This window comes from Streptomyces sp. H27-C3 (assembly GCF_030063415.1).
GTDB lineage: Bacteria > Actinomycetota > Actinomycetes > Streptomycetales > Streptomycetaceae > Streptomyces.
In genome coordinates, this window is the sequence record NZ_JASITA010000015.1 from 41,292 (window position 1) to 57,911 (window position 16,620).

15 protein-coding genes are annotated in these 16,620 nt (G+C 72.5%); 3 read left to right on the forward strand and 12 right to left on the reverse strand.

Annotated elements, in window-relative coordinates; all coding sequences use genetic code 11:
• Positions 1-56: 56 nt before the first annotated feature.
• The 7 genes from pheT to infC all read right to left on the reverse strand — a co-directional run bounded on the left by pheT (position 57) and on the right by infC (position 7,583).
• Positions 57-2,585 (reverse strand): phenylalanine--tRNA ligase subunit beta, encoded by a 2,529-nt coding sequence (pheT, locus tag QMK30_RS17015; RefSeq protein ID WP_283518955.1) that lies wholly within the window; start codon positions 2,583-2,585, stop codon positions 57-59.
• Positions 2,585-3,712, reverse strand: coding sequence for a phenylalanine--tRNA ligase subunit alpha (gene pheS, locus QMK30_RS17020; protein ID WP_283518957.1), 1,128 nt, complete (start codon positions 3,710-3,712; stop codon positions 2,585-2,587). The genes pheT and pheS overlap by 1 nt, the downstream gene beginning before the upstream one ends.
• Positions 3,713-3,826: 114 nt before the next feature.
• Positions 3,827-4,954 carry a sensor histidine kinase gene (locus QMK30_RS17025; protein ID WP_283519131.1) on the reverse strand — a complete coding sequence of 376 codons (1,128 nt, stop codon included), beginning with the start codon at positions 4,952-4,954 and terminating at the stop codon, positions 3,827-3,829.
• A 67-nt stretch (positions 4,955-5,021) separates the two neighbouring features.
• Positions 5,022-5,876, reverse strand: coding sequence for a TrmH family RNA methyltransferase (locus QMK30_RS17030; RefSeq protein WP_283518959.1), 855 nt, complete (start codon positions 5,874-5,876; stop codon positions 5,022-5,024).
• Between the two features lie 175 nt (positions 5,877-6,051).
• The gene (gene rplT, locus QMK30_RS17035; protein WP_283518960.1) at positions 6,052-6,438 is read right to left on the reverse strand and encodes a 50S ribosomal protein L20; all 387 of its coding nucleotides are present in this window, start codon (positions 6,436-6,438) and stop codon (positions 6,052-6,054) included.
• Between the two features lie 102 nt (positions 6,439-6,540).
• On the reverse strand, positions 6,541-6,735 hold the full coding sequence (gene rpmI, locus QMK30_RS17040; RefSeq protein WP_283518962.1) for a 50S ribosomal protein L35: 195 nt from the start codon (positions 6,733-6,735) through the stop codon (positions 6,541-6,543).
• Between the two features lie 122 nt (positions 6,736-6,857).
• The gene (gene infC / locus QMK30_RS17045) at positions 6,858-7,583 is read right to left on the reverse strand and encodes a translation initiation factor IF-3 (RefSeq protein ID WP_283518963.1); all 726 of its coding nucleotides are present in this window, start codon (positions 7,581-7,583) and stop codon (positions 6,858-6,860) included.
• A gap of 352 nt (positions 7,584-7,935) precedes the next feature.
• Between infC and QMK30_RS17050 the strand changes: the two genes are divergently transcribed.
• On the forward strand, positions 7,936-8,298 hold the full coding sequence (locus QMK30_RS17050) for a DUF1844 domain-containing protein (protein WP_283518965.1): 363 nt from the start codon (positions 7,936-7,938) through the stop codon (positions 8,296-8,298).
• Between the two features lie 73 nt (positions 8,299-8,371).
• On the opposite strand, the gene QMK30_RS17055 is transcribed toward QMK30_RS17050, so the two are convergent.
• Entirely contained in the window at positions 8,372-9,103 is a 732-nt protein-coding gene (locus QMK30_RS17055) for an SseB family protein (protein ID WP_283518967.1), read from the reverse strand.
• Positions 9,104-9,167: 64 nt separating this feature from the next.
• Between QMK30_RS17055 and QMK30_RS17060 the strand changes: the two genes are divergently transcribed.
• Entirely contained in the window at positions 9,168-9,833 is a 666-nt protein-coding gene (locus tag QMK30_RS17060; RefSeq protein WP_283518968.1) for a serine hydrolase, read from the forward strand.
• A 313-nt stretch (positions 9,834-10,146) separates the two neighbouring features.
• Here the strand turns inward: QMK30_RS17060 and mycP are convergent, their stop codons facing one another.
• On the reverse strand, positions 10,147-11,334 hold the full coding sequence (gene mycP / locus QMK30_RS17065) for a type VII secretion-associated serine protease mycosin (protein ID WP_283518969.1): 1,188 nt from the start codon (positions 11,332-11,334) through the stop codon (positions 10,147-10,149).
• Complete coding sequence (locus QMK30_RS17070; protein WP_502963152.1) at positions 11,331-12,239, reverse strand: hypothetical protein; 909 nt, start codon at positions 12,237-12,239, stop codon at positions 11,331-11,333. Before QMK30_RS17070 ends, mycP begins: the two co-directional genes overlap by 4 nt.
• 930 nt (positions 12,240-13,169) lie before the next feature.
• Here QMK30_RS17070 and QMK30_RS17075 point away from each other — a divergent pair.
• The gene (locus QMK30_RS17075) at positions 13,170-14,372 is read left to right on the forward strand and encodes an amino acid deaminase/aldolase (protein ID WP_283518970.1); all 1,203 of its coding nucleotides are present in this window, start codon (positions 13,170-13,172) and stop codon (positions 14,370-14,372) included.
• Between the two features lie 65 nt (positions 14,373-14,437).
• On the opposite strand, the gene QMK30_RS17080 is transcribed toward QMK30_RS17075, so the two are convergent.
• Together QMK30_RS17080 and QMK30_RS17085 are read right to left on the reverse strand one after the other, a co-directional pair.
• A complete protein-coding gene (locus tag QMK30_RS17080; protein WP_283518971.1) occupies positions 14,438-15,235 on the reverse strand; it encodes a 3-oxoacyl-ACP reductase in 798 nt (265 codons plus the stop codon).
• Between the two features lie 6 nt (positions 15,236-15,241).
• On the reverse strand, positions 15,242-16,618 hold the full coding sequence (locus tag QMK30_RS17085; RefSeq protein ID WP_283518972.1) for an aldehyde dehydrogenase family protein: 1,377 nt from the start codon (positions 16,616-16,618) through the stop codon (positions 15,242-15,244).
• Positions 16,619-16,620: the final 2 nt, after the last annotated feature.

Below are 16,620 nucleotides of genomic sequence, written 5' to 3' on the forward strand. Positions count from 1 at the left end.
GGGGCCGGGGGCCGGGCCCCGCCCCTCAGTACTGCTTTCCTCACACCGCTCCGGCGTTACGCCCCGCGCAGCACCGCTCCGGTGCGCTCGGCGGCGAGCGCGACGGCGGCGTCGCGGGCTGCCGAGGCCTCGTCGACGGTCAGGGTGCGGTCGGCGGCGCGGAAGCGCAGCGCGTACGCGAGGGACTTCTTGCCCTCGCCGAGCTGCTCTCCGGTGAAGACGTCGAACAGCCGCAGCGATTCGAGGAGTTCACCCGCGCCCGCGCGCAGCGCGGACTCGACGTCGGCCGAAGCCACACCGGCGGGGACGACCAGCGCGACGTCCTGGGTCGCCACCGGGAAGGTGGAGATCCGGGGCGCGGGCGGTGCGCCGCCCGCGGCCTGCTCCAGCACATCGAGCTCGATCTCCATGGCGCAGCTGCGCTCGGGGAGGTGGAGCTCCTTGATGACGCGCGGGTGCAGCTCACCGGCGTGACCCGCGAGGGTCTCGGTGCCATTGACCGTGACGTAGAGCGCGGCGCAGCGGCCGGGGTGCCACGGGGCGTGCCGGTCGCCGCGGATGATCAGCTCGACGCCCGCCTCGCGGGCGATCGTACGAGCGGCCTCGACGGCGTCCGCCCAGTCGGCCGGGCGGCCCTTGCCCCACCAGCCGGCCTGCTCACGGGCGCCCGCGAGAACAACGGCGGCGCGGCGCGGCTGACGCGGCAGCGTGGCGTCGATCCCGGCGATCTCCTCGTCGGTGGGACGACGGTCGACGGGCAGCCTTACGGCCTTGCGCTCGTCGCCGGTCGGCCGGAAGACCAGACCGGTCTCGAAGAGCGCGAGGTCGTGCGAGCCGCGGCCGTCGTTGCGGCGCAGCGCGCCGAGCAGACCCGGCAGCAGCGTGGTGCGCAGCGCCGGCTCCTCGTCGGAGATCGGGTTGACCAGCTCGACCGTGCGGCGGCGGGCGTCGTCGGCGTCCAGACCGAACTGATCGAGCACGGCGTTGCCGATGAACGGGTAGTTCAGCGCCTCGACGTAACCGGCCCCGGCGAGCGCGCGGCCGACGCGGCGGTGCAGCCGCTGACGGCCGGTGAGCCCGCGGCCCGAGGGCGGTGTCGGCAGGGTGGAGGGGAGGTTCTCGTACCCCTCCAGTCGGATGACCTCTTCCGCCAGGTCGTTGGGGAAGGCCAGGTCGGGGCGCCAGGACGGCACGGTGACGACGAGGTCGTCCTGCCCGTACACGTCGCAGCCGACCTCCTGGAGGCGGCGTACGACGGTCTCGCGGCCGTACTCGACGCCCGCCACGCGGTCCGGGTGGTTCGCGCCCATGCTGATGGAGCGGGGCGCCGAGGGCGCGATGACCTCGGTGACACCCGCTTCGGCGGTGCCGCCCGCGAGCAGCACGAGCAGGTCGACGGTCCGTTGGGCGGCTGCCGAAGCGGCCTCGGGGTCGACACCGCGCTCGAAGCGCTTGGACGCCTCGGACGCGAGCTTGTGTCGGCGCGCGGTGCGGGCGATGGAGAGCGGGTCGAAGTGCGCGGCCTCGATGACGACGTCGGTGGTGCCCTTGGCGCGGCCCGTTTCGGCGTCGGTCTCGGCGTCGGCGATCTCCGTGTTGGCGCCGCCCATGACGCCCGCGAGGCCGATCGGCCCGCGGTTGTCGGTGATGACCAGGTCCTCGGCGTCGAGCACCCGCTTCGTGCCGTCGAGGGTGGTGAACTTCTCGCCCTGCTCGGCGCGGCGCACCCCGATCGTCCCGTCGATGCGGGAGCGGTCGTAGGCGTGCAGCGGCTGGCCCACTTCGAGCATCACGTAGTTGGTGACGTCGACGGCCAGCGAGATCGGGCGCATCCCGGCCTTCTGGAGCCTGCGGCGCAGCCAGATCGGGGAGCGGGCCTCCGGGTCGAGGCCGGTGACCGTGCGGGCGGTGAAGCGGTCGCAGCCCCGCGGGTCGGAGACCTTGACCAGGTAGCCGTAGGAGTTCGGCGGGGGCACGTCGAGCAGCGCCGGGTCGCGCAGCGGCAGGCCGTACGCGGTGGCGGTCTCGCGGGCGATGCCGCGCATCGACAGGCAGTAGCCGCGGTCGGGCGTCACCGCGATGTCGAGCACCTCGTCGACGAGCTCCAGGAGCTCGATGGCGTCGGTGCCCACCTCGAATTCGGGCGGCAGCACGATGATGCCGCCGGTGCCGTCGTCGCCCATGCCCAGCTCGTCGCCGGAACAGATCATGCCGTGCGAGGTCTTGCCGTACGTCTTGCGCGCGGCGATGGCGAAGTCGCCGGGCAGGACGGCGCCCGGCAGGACCACGACGACCTTGTCGCCGACGGCGAAGTTGCGGGCGCCGCAGACGATCTCCTGCGGCTCACCGGTGCCGTTGGCCGGGCCGACGTCGACGGTGCAGAAGCGAATGGGCTTCTTGAACTCCGTCAGCTCCTCGATGGTGAGGACCTTGCCGACGACCAGCGGGCCCTTGAGGCCGGCGCCGAGCTGCTCGACAGCTTCGACCTCCAGCCCCGCGGGGACGAGCTTGGCCTGTACGTCACGGCCTGTCTCGGTGGCGGGGAGATCGACGTACTCCCGCAGCCAGGAAAGCGGGACCCGCATCAGATCTCCATCCCGAAGGGTCGAGTGAACCGGACGTCACCCTCGACCATGTCTCGCATGTCTTCCACGTTGTGCCGGAACATCAGCATCCGCTCGATGCCGAACCCGAAGGCGAATCCGCTGTACTTGGCGGGGTCCACACCGCAGGCGACGAGCACCTTCGGGTTGACCATGCCGCAGCCGCCCAGCTCGATCCAGCCCTCGCTGCCGCAGGTGCGGCAGGGTCGGTCCGGGTTGCCGACGGACTCGCCGCGGCAGACGTAGCAGACCATGTCCATCTCGGCGGACGGCTCGGTGAACGGGAAGTAGTTCGGCCGCAGCCGGGTCTTCATGCCCTCGCCGAAGAGCGCCTGGACCATGTGGTCCAGGGTGCCCTTGAGGTCGGCCATGGTGAGGCCCTCGTCGACGGCGAGCAGCTCGATCTGGTGGAAGACCGGGGTGTGCGTCGCGTCCAGTTCGTCGGTGCGGTAGACCCGCCCCGGGCAGACGACGTACACGGGCGGCTCACGGTCGAGCAGCGTGCGCGCCTGGACCGGGGAGGTGTGGGTGCGCAGCACGACGCCGGACTCGTCGCCGGTGCCGCCGTCCGCGTCACGGACGAAGAAGGTGTCCTGCATCTGGCGGGCCGGGTGGTCGGGCACGAAGTTCAGGGCGTCGAAGTTGAACCACTCCGCCTCGACCTCGGGGCCCTCGGCGACCTCGTAGCCCATGGCGACGAAGACGTCGGCCACGCGCTCCATGAAGGTGGTCAGCGGGTGGCGGGCGCCGGCCGGGACCCGGTCGTGGGGCAGCGTGACGTCCACGGCCTCCTCGACCAGCACGCGCTCGTCGCGCTCGGTCTCCAGGGCAGCCAGGCGGGCGGCGAGCGCTTTGTTCACGGCGCCGCGGGCCATGCCCACGCGCTTGCCCGCCTCGGCCTTGGCGGCCGGAGGCAGTGCGCCGATCTCACGGTTGGCGAGCGAGAGGGGCGAGGTGGGGCCGCTGTGCGCGGTCTTCGCCCGGGCCAGCTCGTCGAGATCACCGGCGGCGGCGAAGGCGGCGAGCGCCTCGTCGCGCATGCGCTCGATCTCGGCCGGTTTCAGCGCCTCGACCTCAACAGGGTCGTACGACTTATTGGGTGCGGACATCTCTTCCCGTACTTCCGATTGGCTGGTGGCGCGGCCCCGCTCGACCGCTGAGGACGCAAAGGTGCCAAAGGTCGAGTCTAAAGGTCGCGAGGGGTGGAGTGGCCCGTGGGCTGCTCAGCTCAGATAGGCAGGAGCGCCGACGGGCAGAATAAATCGGAACTCGGCGCCGCCGCCGGGCCCGCGGCCGACCGCGATCGAGCCGCCGTGCGCCTCGACGATGCCCTTGACGATGTACAGGCCCAGGCCGGTCCCGCCGCGCTTGCTCCCCCGCCAGAAGCGGGTGAAGACACGGCCCATCGACTCCTCGGGGATGCCGGGGCCTTCGTCGCTCACGGTGACGGCCGTTCCCTTCGCCGAGTTCGCCAGATGCTCCGCGTACTTCAGGTGCGCGGGTGCCATCTCGATGGTGACCGTTCCCTCGCCGTGGCGCACCGCATTTTCCAGCAGGTTGCCCAGAACCTGGTCGATCTTGTCCGGGTCGGCCCACAGATCGGGCAGCGGCTGCTGGACCCGTACCAGGAAGCGGTCGGGCTCCTGGCCCGACGCGATCGCGCCCTGCACATGGCGTCCGACGGCCGCGGCGATGTCCACGGGCTGGCGGCGCAGCTCCAGGCGGCCCGAGTCGATGCGGGAGATGTCCAGGAGCTCGGCGATCAGCCGCGTGATCCGGTTGGCGTCGGCGTCGACGGTCTCCAGCATCAGCCGCTTCTGGTCGTCGGTGAACCGCTCCCACTTGGCGAGCAGCGTCGCGGTGAAGCCCTTGACGGAGGTCAGCGGGGAGCGCAGCTCATGGGCGACGGTGGCGATCAGCTCGGCGTGGCTGCGCTCGGTGCGGCGCCTGGCCTCGGTGCCGCGGATGGAGACGACGACCCGCCGCACGGGCCCGGTCGGCTCCTCGCGCACGTACCGGGCGGAGACCAGCACCTCACGGCCGCCGGGCAGCAGCAGATTACGCTCGGGCTGGCCGACCCTGATGGCGAGGCCGCCGTACGGATCGGTCAGTGTCCACCAGCGGCGGCCTTCGAGGTCCTCCAGCGGCAGCGCGAGCTCCAGCGGCCTGCCGAGCACGGCTTCCTTGGCGATGCCGGTGATGCGGGCCGCGGCGTCGTTGAAACAGATGACACGGCCGCTCTCGTCGGAGACGGCGAGACCGTCGGGCAGGTCGTCGGGATCGATCCCGAAGCCGTCCGGTCCCTCGGCCGTGTGCAGCAAGGAATCACGCAGACCGGACAGGCCGTTCATGCCGACAGGCATCCCCGTACCCCACCTCTTTCACCTAGCGCAGTGGGCCCCCAGGCCCGTCACACTACTAGTTGGAGGTAACGCTGCGGCACCCTCCGGAAGCACGCTGCGCACGGGCCGAGGCGTAGAGGCACACCGCGGCGGCCGTCGCGAGGTTGAGGCTCTCGGCTCGGCCGTGGATCGGCACGCGCACCACGGCGTCGGCGAGTGCGCGGGTCTCCGCCGGAAGTCCCCAGGCCTCGTTGCCGAAGACCCAGGCGCTGGGGCCGCCCATGGTGCCGGCGTCGAGCTCGTCGTCGAGGTCGTCGTCGCCCGCGCCGTCGGCGGCGAGGATCCGTACGCCCGCCGCCTTCAGCCCGCTCACCGCCTGCTCGACGGGCACGCCGACGGCGACGGGCAGATGGAAGATCGAACCGACCGAGGCGCGTACCGACTTGGGGTTGTAGAGGTCGACCGAGGCGTCGGTGAGGACAACCGCGTCGGCCCCCGCGGCGTCCGCGCAGCGCAGCACCGTCCCGGCGTTCCCCGGGTCGCGTACATGCGCGAGGACGGCCACCAGCCGGGGCTTCGCGGCGAGGATCTCCTCGAAGGGCGAGTCGAGAAAGCGGCAGACGCCGACGATGCCCTGCGGCGTGACGGTCTGCGAGACCTCGGCGAGCACCTCGTCGGGCGCCAGATGCACCCGCGCACCCGCGGAGTGGGCCGCGTCGACGATGTCGGCGTACCGATCGGCCGCCTCGACGGTGGCGAACAGCTCGATCAGGGTCGCCCGGCCGTCACTGCGGTGCTCGACCGCCTCGCGCACGGCCTGCGGCCCCTCGGCGATGAACTGGCGCTCCTTGCCGCGGAAGCTGCGCCTGGTCAGCCGCTTGGCGGCGGCGACGCGCGGGGATCGCGGCGAGATCAGCTCGGGGGTGCCCATGGTCGGCGGCTCACTTCTCTGCGTACGGAAGGGGTCCTGCACGTCTGCGTAGGGAACGGGTCCTGCACGTTTACGTACGGAACGGGTTCTGCACGACGCTTCGGACCCGCAGGACGCATCGGACCCGCAGGCGACAGACGCCTGCGGGTCCGATGGGGAAGAGCTGCTGCCCTGGTCAGGCGGCGGTCTTCGGAGCGTTGACGTCGCTCGGGAGCGCCTTCTGGGCGACCTCGACGAGCGCGGCGAACGCGTTGCTGTCGTTGACCGCGAGCTCGGCCAGGATCTTACGGTCCACCTCAATGTTGGCGGCGTTCAGACCCTGGATGAGGCGGTTGTACGTCATGCCGTTCTCGCGGGCAGCGGCGTTGATGCGCTGGATCCACAGCCGACGGAAGTCGCCCTTGCGCTTCTTGCGGTCGTTGTAGTTGTAGACCAGGGAGTGGGTGACCTGCTCCTTGGCCTTCCGGTACAGACGCGAGCGCTGACCGCGGTAGCCCTTGGCCGCCTCGAGAATTGCCCGGCGCTTCTTGTGGGCATTGACTGCCCGCTTGACGCGTGCCACTTGTTGACTCCTTGTAGCGGGGCCGTGGGTGTCTTCACACGGCCCGGAAACGAATTGGTCCCGGTCTCGATGTCGCGCCCCCGGTCACCCAGGGGCCCAACATCACTTGCCGAGAAGCTTCTTGATCTTCGGGGCGTCGGCCGCGGACACGACGACCGCACCCGTCAGCGAGCGGGTCTTCTTGGAGGACTTGTGCTCCAGGAGGTGGCGCTTGCCGGCCTTCTCGCGCATGATCTTGCCGGAGCCGGTGACCTTGAAGCGCTTGCTGGCACCGCTGTGCGTCTTGTTCTTCGGCATGGCGCCGTTCTCTCCTCGTCAGTGGCGCTCCCCCGGTGCGAACACCGGAATGCTGGAGCGTCAGATCTTTGGTATGTGGTTCCGGGCGGGACCCGGGGGCGCCTGGATGGCAGCCCCGCAGGTCACGCTTCGGAGGGGGCCGGGGTCTCGGCCGGAGTCTCGGCGGCCGCGGCCGGAGCCTCGGTCACCTCGTCCGTCGACACCTCGGCGGCCTCGTCCGTCGACGCCTCGGCGTCGTCGTCCGTCGCATAGCCCTGACGCTCGGCCTTGCGGGCCGCCTGGGCCTCGCGAGCCTCGGCCATGGCCTCGGTCTTCTTCTTGTGCGGGCCAAGAACCATGATCATGTTCCGGCCGTCCTGCTTCGGGTTCGACTCGATGAAGCCGAGATCCTCGACATCGGAAGCGAGTCGCTGAAGCAGACGGAAGCCAAGCTCGGGGCGGGACTGCTCACGACCACGGAACATGATCGTGATCTTGACCTTGTCGCCCTGCTTGAGGAACCGAACGACGTGACCCTTCTTGGTGTCATAGTCGTGCGGGTCGATCTTCGGCCGGAGCTTCATTTCCTTGATGACCGTGTGCGCCTGGTTCTTGCGCGCCTCACGGGCCTTCATGGCCGACTCGTACTTGAACTTCCCGTAGTCCATGAGCTTGCACACGGGCGGACGGGCTGTCGCCGCGACCTCGACCAGGTCCAGGTCGTACTCCTGTGCAAGCTCCAGGGCCTTGGCAAGCGGCACAATGCCGACCTGCTCGCCGCTGGGTCCGACAAGTCGCACCTCGGGGACGCGAATCCGGTCGTTGATGCGGGGCTCGGCGCTGATGGATCCTCCTAAGTAGCACCACACGGCCGCCTGGCAGACAGCCGCGTAACGTCTATTTTCCTGGGACCAACCGCGAGGGCACATGAAAAAAGCCCCGGACGGGACACAGGCGGGGCTCCTGGAAATACCGGAGCACCACCGCGTACCTACCGCGGGGCGCATCGAACGGTTCCATCGTCCGTACGGAACGATGGGGACCGCTTGACCGGTGACCCGCCGTCCGCGAGGACAGCAAGGTGGGAGATCGGAGCCTCCACTTGTGGGCCGGGCACACAGGTGTCCGGCCGGTCGTTACACAAGGTTAGCAGCTCCTGCCCGGAGGGGCTAACCGGTGGCCGGGGCGGGCGCCGGGACAGCGGGGCATATCGTGGGCAGCATGAGCGACGCGACCTCCCCCAATGAATCTCCCGACTTCGACGCCATGACCCGCGACATCGCGGAGGTCCCCGCCGTCGAGGTGATCGTGACGGTCGCGGTCAACCTGATGAGCGCCGCCGCCGTGAAGCTCGGCCTGACGGAGGACGGCGACGCGCACAAGGACCTCGACGAGGCGCGCAAGCTGGTGCACGCGCTGGCCGGGCTGATGGACGCGACCACCACGGAGATCAGCTCCTTCCACGCCGGACCGCTGCGGGACGGCCTGAAGTCACTGCAGTTGGCGTTCCGTGAGGCGTCGATCGTGCCGGACGAGGTCGGCAAGGGCCCCGGCGAGAAGTACACCGGTCCCGTCTACGGCTGACCTGTCCCCCTATGGCTGCATAGCTACTGCCTGCCCCACTGTGGCTGCGTAGCTACTCGCTATGGCCGCATAGCTACTCGCGTACGAACAGGGGCTCGCCCGGTGGGGTGGCCTCGGCCGGCAGCAGTGCCAGGTCGAGACCGCGCACCAGGCGGGCCCTCAGTACGTCGTCCGCCGCCAGCGCCTCGGCGATCCGCCGCGCGGTGGTGGCCGGGTCGGCGGCCGGGTCGAGGACCAGGGCTAGGGCGCCGTCGGCGCGGCCGGGGCCGAGGTGGGCCCGGAGCACCGCCGGTTCGGCGGCGACCGCGGCGCGCACCGCCTCGGTGACGGCCGGGTCGTCGAGCGGCGCGGCGCTGGTGCGGCCCTCGGCGAGCGCCAGCAGAGCGGACCCCATGAGCTGGTACGGGACGGGACCCGCGAGGTCGATGACCACGGTGTCGGCGCCCTCGTGGGCCGCCGCCTTCAGGGCCTGGTGCAGGGGTACGGCGACGGGGCGCGCCTCGGGGTTCCAGCGGGCCAGGGCTTCGGTGGAGGTGAAGGCGGGGAGGGCGCGGCGGTCACCGGCCTGGAGAGTCGGCACGGCCATGTCGCTGGTCTTCTCGCGGCGCAGGCCGTTCTCGTCGGTCTCGACCTCGCCGAGTACGGCGACGACCGGCACCAGGAGGCGGGCGCCCGCCAGCGCTTCGAGCACCTGCGGCTCGGCGGTCGGGTCGTCCGCCCAGGCCGAGAGCGCGGCGGTCAGCCGCGGGTCGGCCGTGCCGTCGTCTTCGGAGAAACCGGGGTCCGGGATGTTCTTGAGCGCCACCCCCCGAGCCTAGCGGCCGGTCCCCGCGCGTTTGCTCACCGGGCCCGCGGGCAGGGCGCCTCCCATGAACGTCTCCTGCGCCGTGTCCGAGCCGGTCGGCGAGCGCGTGGCGACGGACGGGGACGGCCGGTTCGCGAGCGCGAGCATCGTCAAGGTCGGCATTCTCGCGGCGCTGCTGCTGCGGGCCCAGGACACCGGGCGGCGGCTCGGCGCGCGCGAGGAGGCGTACGCGGACGCCATGATCCGGCGCAGCGACAATGACGCGGCGACGGAGCTGTGGGCGGCGATCGGTGGCGCGGCGGGGCTGGACGCGGCGCTGGGGCGGCTGGGGCTCACGCAGACGCGGGCGGACCGGGCCTGGGGGCGCACCCGGACCACGGCTCGGGATCAACTGGCTTTGCTGCGGGCGGTGTTCGGGCCAGTCGGTGCGCTGCGGGGTTCGGTGCTGAGTGAGGATTCCCGTACCCGCATCGGGTGCCTGATGGAGCGGGTGGTCCCGGAGCAGGCCTGGGGGGTGTCGGCGGCAGGCTCGGGGGCGGCGGTGAAGAACGGCTGGATGCCGCGGGACCCGGACGGGCTGTGGACCGTCAACAGCATCGGGCGCGTCACCGTGGACGGCCGGACCCTGCTGGTCGCCGTGCTCTCCGACGGCCATGCCACGCGGGAGGCGGGGGTCGCGCTGGTCGAGCGGGTGGCACGGGAGGCGGTGGGCGGGTGGGTACGGCGGTAGGTGGGGCGGAGGTGCGGGGCCGGCGGGGTCGTCGGCGGAGTGGGTGCGGCTGGGGTGGCGCTGGGTGCGCCTGCGGGGTGGTTCTGTCGGTGGGGGTGGGCGCGGCAGCACTGGGTGCGCGGGGCGAGCAGGAGTGCCGGTGGGGTGGGGGCGCGTCAGTGGGTACGGCTCCGGTACCGCCCGGTGCGGGGCGAGCAGGAGGGCCGGTGCAGCCGAGCAGGAGTGCGGTCCAGCGGGGGCGCGGGACGGCTGACAGTGAGCCCGACCGCGGCAGTGCGGGGTGCGGGTCCGGTGGGGGGGGCGCCGGGCTCCGTCAGTAGGTGCGGCGGGTGGCACTGACGCGGCTGCCGCGCCACAGGACCACCGCTCCCGCCAGGAGCAGCGCGCCGAGGCCACCGGCCAGGGGGGCGAACCAGTTGGCCGGTTCGTAAGACTCACGCACGGGAGTGGGGCCCGGACCGAAGTACGTGTCCCCGTGTGTCGCCGCGGCCGGGCGGAGGCTGGCGGGGCGCAGCTTGCCACCCGCCCGGATCGCGGCCGCCGGGTCGACGAAACCGTGGCCCCTGGCGTCGTCACGTCCGCCGCGGGGCGCGTTGCGCGCGGTGTCCGCGAGGAGCTCCTTGACCTGGGCGGGGGACAGTCCGGGGTGCGCCGCGCGTACGAGTGCGGCCGCGCCGGAGACGAAGGCGGACGCGGCGCTGGTGCCCCAGCCCTCGTAGTAGCGGCGGTCGGGGTCTGCTATGACGACATCGACACCGGGTGCGCTGACGGTCGCGTACCAGCGGCTGGTGGAGAACGGGGCGTGCGAGCCGTCGCGGTCGACGGCGGCCACCGCGATCACGCCGGGGTACGCGGCGGGGTAGGAGATGTGGTTGCCGTCCTCGCCGCCGTTGCCCGCGGAGGCGACCACGACGGCGCCCTTGGCGAGCGCGTACTGGACGGCGGCGTCCTCGGCGGGCTCCGGGTGGGCGGACTTGCTGTCGTCGCCCAGCGAGAGGTTGATGACGTCGGCGCCGTTGTCGGCGGCCCAGCGGATGCCCTGGGCGAGGGCGTTGCCCCGGGAGCTGCGGGCCTTCTTGCGGGCCGTGTCGCCGCCTTCGAGGATCACCCGGACCGGCAGGATCTTCGCCCGGGGCGCGATGCCGAGCACGCCGTCGGTGCGGCCGGGGCCGTGTCCGTGGGCCGCGATGATGCCGGCCATCGCGGTGCCGTGCCGGGCCCACGGCCGGTCACCCCGCCGGGCCCCGAAGCCGATGAGGTCCTTGCCGGCGAGCACTTGCCCCGCGAGGTCCGGGTGAGCGTCGTCCACGCCGGTGTCGAGAACGGCGACAGTGATGCCCTCGCCCCTGGTCGTGCGCCAGGCCTGCTCGGTGCGCATGGCGTCGAGCGCCCACTGCTGGACGCGGATGCCGTCGGCGGCCTGCGCGGGGGCGGCGGGCAGCAGCGCGAGGACGGTGGCCGCGAGGATGGCGGCGACGGCCCGGTGGGCGGGGCGGGTCATCGCCGTGTCTCCGGGACCGGGGCGACCGTCCTACGCAGGGCGCGCTCGATCCGGTCCGCGATGCCCTTCGCCTCGTGACCGAGGCCCGCCTGGGCGGGGGCGGTGGTCGCGCCCTTGACCATGGCGGGTTCGGCGGGCTGCGGGTCGGTGACGATACGTCCGTCGGCGAACCCGGAGACGGCGTACACGACGACGGGGGCGTCGGTGAGCACGCTCACCGTCCAGCTCGCGCGCTGCCGGTCGCCGAAGCCGGCTGCCGCGGTGCCGTCGACCGGGTAGCTGCGGGGCATCAAGTCGAGGCGTTCCGCGAGGCCTTCGCCGGTGAAGCGGGTACGCAGGGTCCGCATCGCCGGTGCCTGGGCCTCGGTGAAGAGCAGCCCGACGGTGATGACGCTGCTGGTGGTGGCGTCGGTGTAGGTGGCGCGCAGCAGCCTCTCGCAGCCGACCGGTGCGAGCGCCTTGCGCAGCAGTGGGTCGAATGCGTTCGCGCAGTTGCTGTCCGGGGCTACGGCGATCCGCGTCCAGTCGCGGTCCGCGCCGCCGGGTCCCGCGCCGTTGCCCTCGATGGTGCGGGGGAAGAGTGTGTCGACGGGGACGCTGTGCCAGCTGCCGCGTGCCTCGGCGTATCCGGTGGGGGCGGTGGCGTCGGCGGCGGAGTCCCCGGTCAGCCAGCTCCCCGTGACCGCGCCGCCGATCAGCCCGAGCCCGAACACGACACAGACGGCGGCGGCCAGGACCCGCGAGGGATGGCGGGTGCGGACGGGGCGCAGCTGGGTGGTGGTCTCGGTGGGGGCCTCGTACGCCGTCCAGTGCACCGGCGGCTCGAACGCGATGGGGCGTCCGGCGTGGGGCTGCGGCGTCAGGTCGACGGCGCCGACGGCCCTGCGGCGCACAGGTCCGGGCAACGGCCCGTCGGCAAGCTGCCCGACGGGCTGCCCGGTCGGCCGGGGCGGGGCCTGGGTGGGCCGCGGACTTGGAGCGAGAGGGGCGGTGACGGGGCGAAGCCGGGTGGTGATCTCGACCGGCGGAGCGGAACGCGGGTGCCGGGTGGGCCTCGGCGGGAGGGCGGTACCAGTTCCGGTGTCGGTACCAGTCCCGAAGTCCGAGCCTGCGTCGACTCCCGCGTCCCGTGCGGCGCCACGCGCGGGCCCGAGGGCGCGGCCGGGCGCGGGTGCGGGGCCAGGGGCACGGCCGGGCGCGGGGACGCGGGGGCCGGAGGTCCGAGAGGGGGCTTCGCCGATCACGCGCGGCGGAACAAAGGCGGGGCGCGCGGGCGCGCGCGTGGGGCGGGCCGGGGGCTGCGGGCCGTCGGCCCGGGGAGCTTCCGCCGCATCGCGCGGCTGCGCGGGCCGTGTGCCGGGAGCGGCGGCGCGTTCGCCGGAAGCGGGCGGGTGCTCCGGCCGTCTGCCCGGCGGGCGGGTGGCCGGCGCCGAGGCGCCTTCGGCGGGCGGGTGCTCCGGCCGTCTGCCCGGCGGGCGGGTGGCCGGCGCCGAGGCGCCTTCGGCGGGCGGGTGGGGCGGCTGCGGCGGGCCGGGTGCCGGCGGCCACGGTGCCGGGGCGTTCGTGCGTGGGTGGTCCGGTGGGGTGGAGGGCTGTGCCGGGGCACGGTGCGCTTCGGTGCTCATCCGCCCCCCGTTCGTGTTCTCCCGACCTGTGCCCCACGATGCCCGATCGCCTTTCGGGGCAGGTCCGTTCGTATCCTCACCACGTGGGCGCCACTCTACGGGCTGACGTGGGCCGGGCGGGAACCAGTCGCAGAGGTCCGGGGGGAGTCGGGCGGATCTGACCGGATCATCCCCCTACCCAGTGGTAATCGACTCTGGCAAGCTCTGGCCATGACACCCCGCGCCGCCGACCGTGCCCGGTACGACCGGGCCACTGCCCACCTCGACGCTCCTCTCGCCGTCGTCGATCTGGAGGCTTTCGACGACAACGCCGCGGATCTGGTCCGCCGGGCGGCGGGCAAGCCGATCAGAGTGGCGAGCAAGTCCGTGCGCTGCCGCGCGCTGCTGGAGCGGGTGCTGGCCCGGGACGGGTTCGCGGGAATCATGTCGTTCACCCTCACGGAGTCCCTGTGGCTGGCGCGCTCGGGGTTCGACGATGTGCTGCTCGCCTATCCGTCGGCGGACCGTGCCGGATTCGCGGAGCTCGCCGGTGACCCCAAGCTCGCCGCCGCGGTGACCGTGATGGTCGACGATCCGGCGCAGCTGGAGCTGATCGACCGGGCCAGGGACGGCGGCACGGAGGAGGTCCGGGTCTGTCTGGAACTGGACACCTCGCTCCAGTTGCTGGGCGGCCGGGTGCGGGTCGGCGCGCTGCGCTCACCGCTGCGCGAGCCCGCTCAACTGGCCGAGATGGCAAGGTCGGTGGCGCGCCGCCCCGGCTTCCGGCTGGTGGGAATCATGGCGTACGAGGGCCATGTCGCCGGGGTGGGCGACTCGGTCGCGGGCCGGCCGGTGCGGTCCCGGGCGATCAGGCTGATGCAGAAGGCGGCCCGCAAGGAGCTGGCCACCCGGCGTGCGGCTGTCGTGGCGGCGGTCAGGGCCGTGGCGCCCGACCTGGAGTTCGTCAACGGCGGCGGTACCGGCAGCGTCCAGCACACCGCCGCCGAGAGCGCGGTGACGGAGATCGCCGCGGGCTCCGGGCTCTACGTGCCGCGGCTCTTCGACAACTACTCCTCCTTCACCGGCCGCCCCGCCGCCCTCTTCGCCCAGCCCGTCGTGCGCAGGCCGGGCGTCGGCGCGGTGACGGTGCTGGGCGGCGGTTATCCGGCTTCCGGGGTCGCGGGCCCGGACCGGCTGCCCGTCCCCTATCTCCCCGAGGGGCTGAGGTACGACCCGCAGGAGGGGCCCGGCGAGGTGCAGACCCCGCTGCTCGGCTCCCCCGCCGACGATCTGCTGATCGGCGACAAGGTGTGGTTCCGGCACGCGAAGGCCGGCGAGATGTGCGAGCGCTTCGACCAGTTGCAGCTGATCGAGGGCGACCGCGTGACGGCGACCGTACCGACGTACCGGGGCGAGGGCCGGACCTTCCTGTAGAGGCCCGCACCCGTCGGCCGGGCGCCACCCCGACGCCCGGCCGATGCACAAAGAGCAGCGCGGGGCTACACCGGTGTGACGTACGCCCCCGAGATGCCCCCGTCGACCAGGAAGTCGGTCGCGTTGATGAACGAGGAGTCGTCGCTGGCGAGGAAGGCGACCGCGGCGGCGATCTCGTCCGCCTCCGCGAACCGGCCGACCGGGATGTGCACCAGGCGGCGCGCGGCGCGCTCCGGGTCCGTGGCGAACAGCTCCTGGAGCAGCGGGGTGTTGACAGGACCCGGGCAGAGCGCGTTGACCCGGATGCCCTCGCGGGCGAACTGCACGCCCAGCTCGCGGGACATCGCCAGTACGCCGCCCTTGGACGCGGTGTACGAGATCTGCGAGGTCGCGGCGCCCATCCGCGCCACGAACGAGGCGGTGTTGATGATGGAGCCGCGGCCCTGGCGCCGCATGTAGGGCAGGGCGGCCTTGCAGCACAGGAAGACGGACGTGAGGTTGACGTCCTGGACGCGCTGCCACGCGTCGAGCCCCGTGGTGAGGATCGAGTCGTCGTCGGGCGGTGAGATGCCCGCGTTGTTGAAGGCGATATCGACCGAGCCATAGGTGTCGTACGCCGTCTTGAACAGCGCTTCGACCTGCTCGGGGTTGGTGACGTCGACGCGCACGAAGGTACCGCCGACCCCCTCGGCGGCCGCCTTGCCCGCGGCTTCGTCGATGTCGCCGCAGACGACGTTCGCGCCCTCGGAGGCGAGGCGGCGGACGGTGGCGAGGCCGATGCCGCTGCCCGCTCCGGTGACGACCGCGGTACGGCCGACCAGGCGGCGGCAGGTGCCCTCAGGAAGTGCAGGTGTTTCGCTCATGTGGGCTCAGGCCTCCGTGCTGATGAAGATGTTCTTGGTTTCGGTGAATGCGGTGAGGGCGTCGGGGCCCAGTTCGCGTCCGAGCCCCGACTGCTTGTAGCCGCCGAACGGGGTCGAATGGCGCACGCTGCTGTGCGAGTTGACCGACAGGTTGCCCGCGGCGACGGCGCCGCCGACGCGCAGGGCCCGGCCCACGTCACGGGTCCAGATCGACCCCGACAGGCCGTACGGGGTGGCGTTGGCGAGCCGGACCGCGTCCTGTTCGTCGTCAAAGGGCAGGACGACGGCGACCGGGCCGAAGACCTCCTCCATGGCCACGTCGGAGCCGGGTGCCGCGTCGGTGAGGACCGTCGGGGCGAACCAGAAGCCGGGGCCCTGGGGGGCGCTGCCCCTGATCGCCCTGCCGCCCTCGGGGACGTAGGACCGTACGCGCTCCAGCTGGGACCGCGAGATCAGCGGGCCCATCTGGGTCTTCTCGTCGGACGGGTCGCCCACGACCACCGACTCGATGGCGGGGGTGAGGAGTTCGAGGAAGCGGTCGTACACGGAGCGCTGAACGAGGATGCGGGTACGGGCGCAGCAGTCCTGGCCCGCGTTGTCCAGGAATGACATGGGGGTGGCCGCCGCCGCGGCCTCGATGTCGGAGTCGGCGAAGACGATGTTGGGGCTCTTGCCGCCGAGTTCGAGGGTGACGCGCTTCACGCGGTCGGCGCACTTCGACATGATCTTCTTGCCGACGCGCGTGGACCCGGTGAAGACGATCTTCGCCACGCCGGGGTGTTCGACCAGCGCGTCGCCCGCGACGGCGCCCGCGCCGGGCAGTACCTGGAAGAGGCCTTCGGGCAGCCCCGCTTCGAGGGCGAGCTCGGCCAGCCGCAGCGCGGTCAGCGGGGTGGTCTCGGCGGGCTTGAGGATGACGGCGTTGCCCGCGGCGAGCGCGGGGGCCGTGCCCCAGGCGGCGATCGGCATCGGAAAGTTCCACGGCGCGATGACGCCGATGACACCGAGGGGTTCGAGGAGGGTGAAGTCGATGCCGCCCGCGACGGGGATCTGACGGCCGGTGAGGCGCTCCACTCCCCCGGCGGCGTAGTCGAGCAGATCGCGTACGTTGCCCGCTTCCCAGCGTGCGTTGCCCACGGTGTGGCCGGCCTCGCTGACCTCCAGGTGGGCCAGCTCCTCGACATGGTCGTCGACCACGTTGGCGAAGCGGCGCAGCAGGCGGGCGCGGTCGGCCGGGGCGGCGGCCGCCCAGGCGCGCTGCGCCCCGGTGGCCCGTACGACGGCCGCGTCGACATCGGCGGCCGTCGAGGCCGCGATGGTGGCGATGACCTCTTCGGTGGCCGGGTTGAGGATGTGGTGCTCGGTGGCGTGCTCGAAGGGCAAGG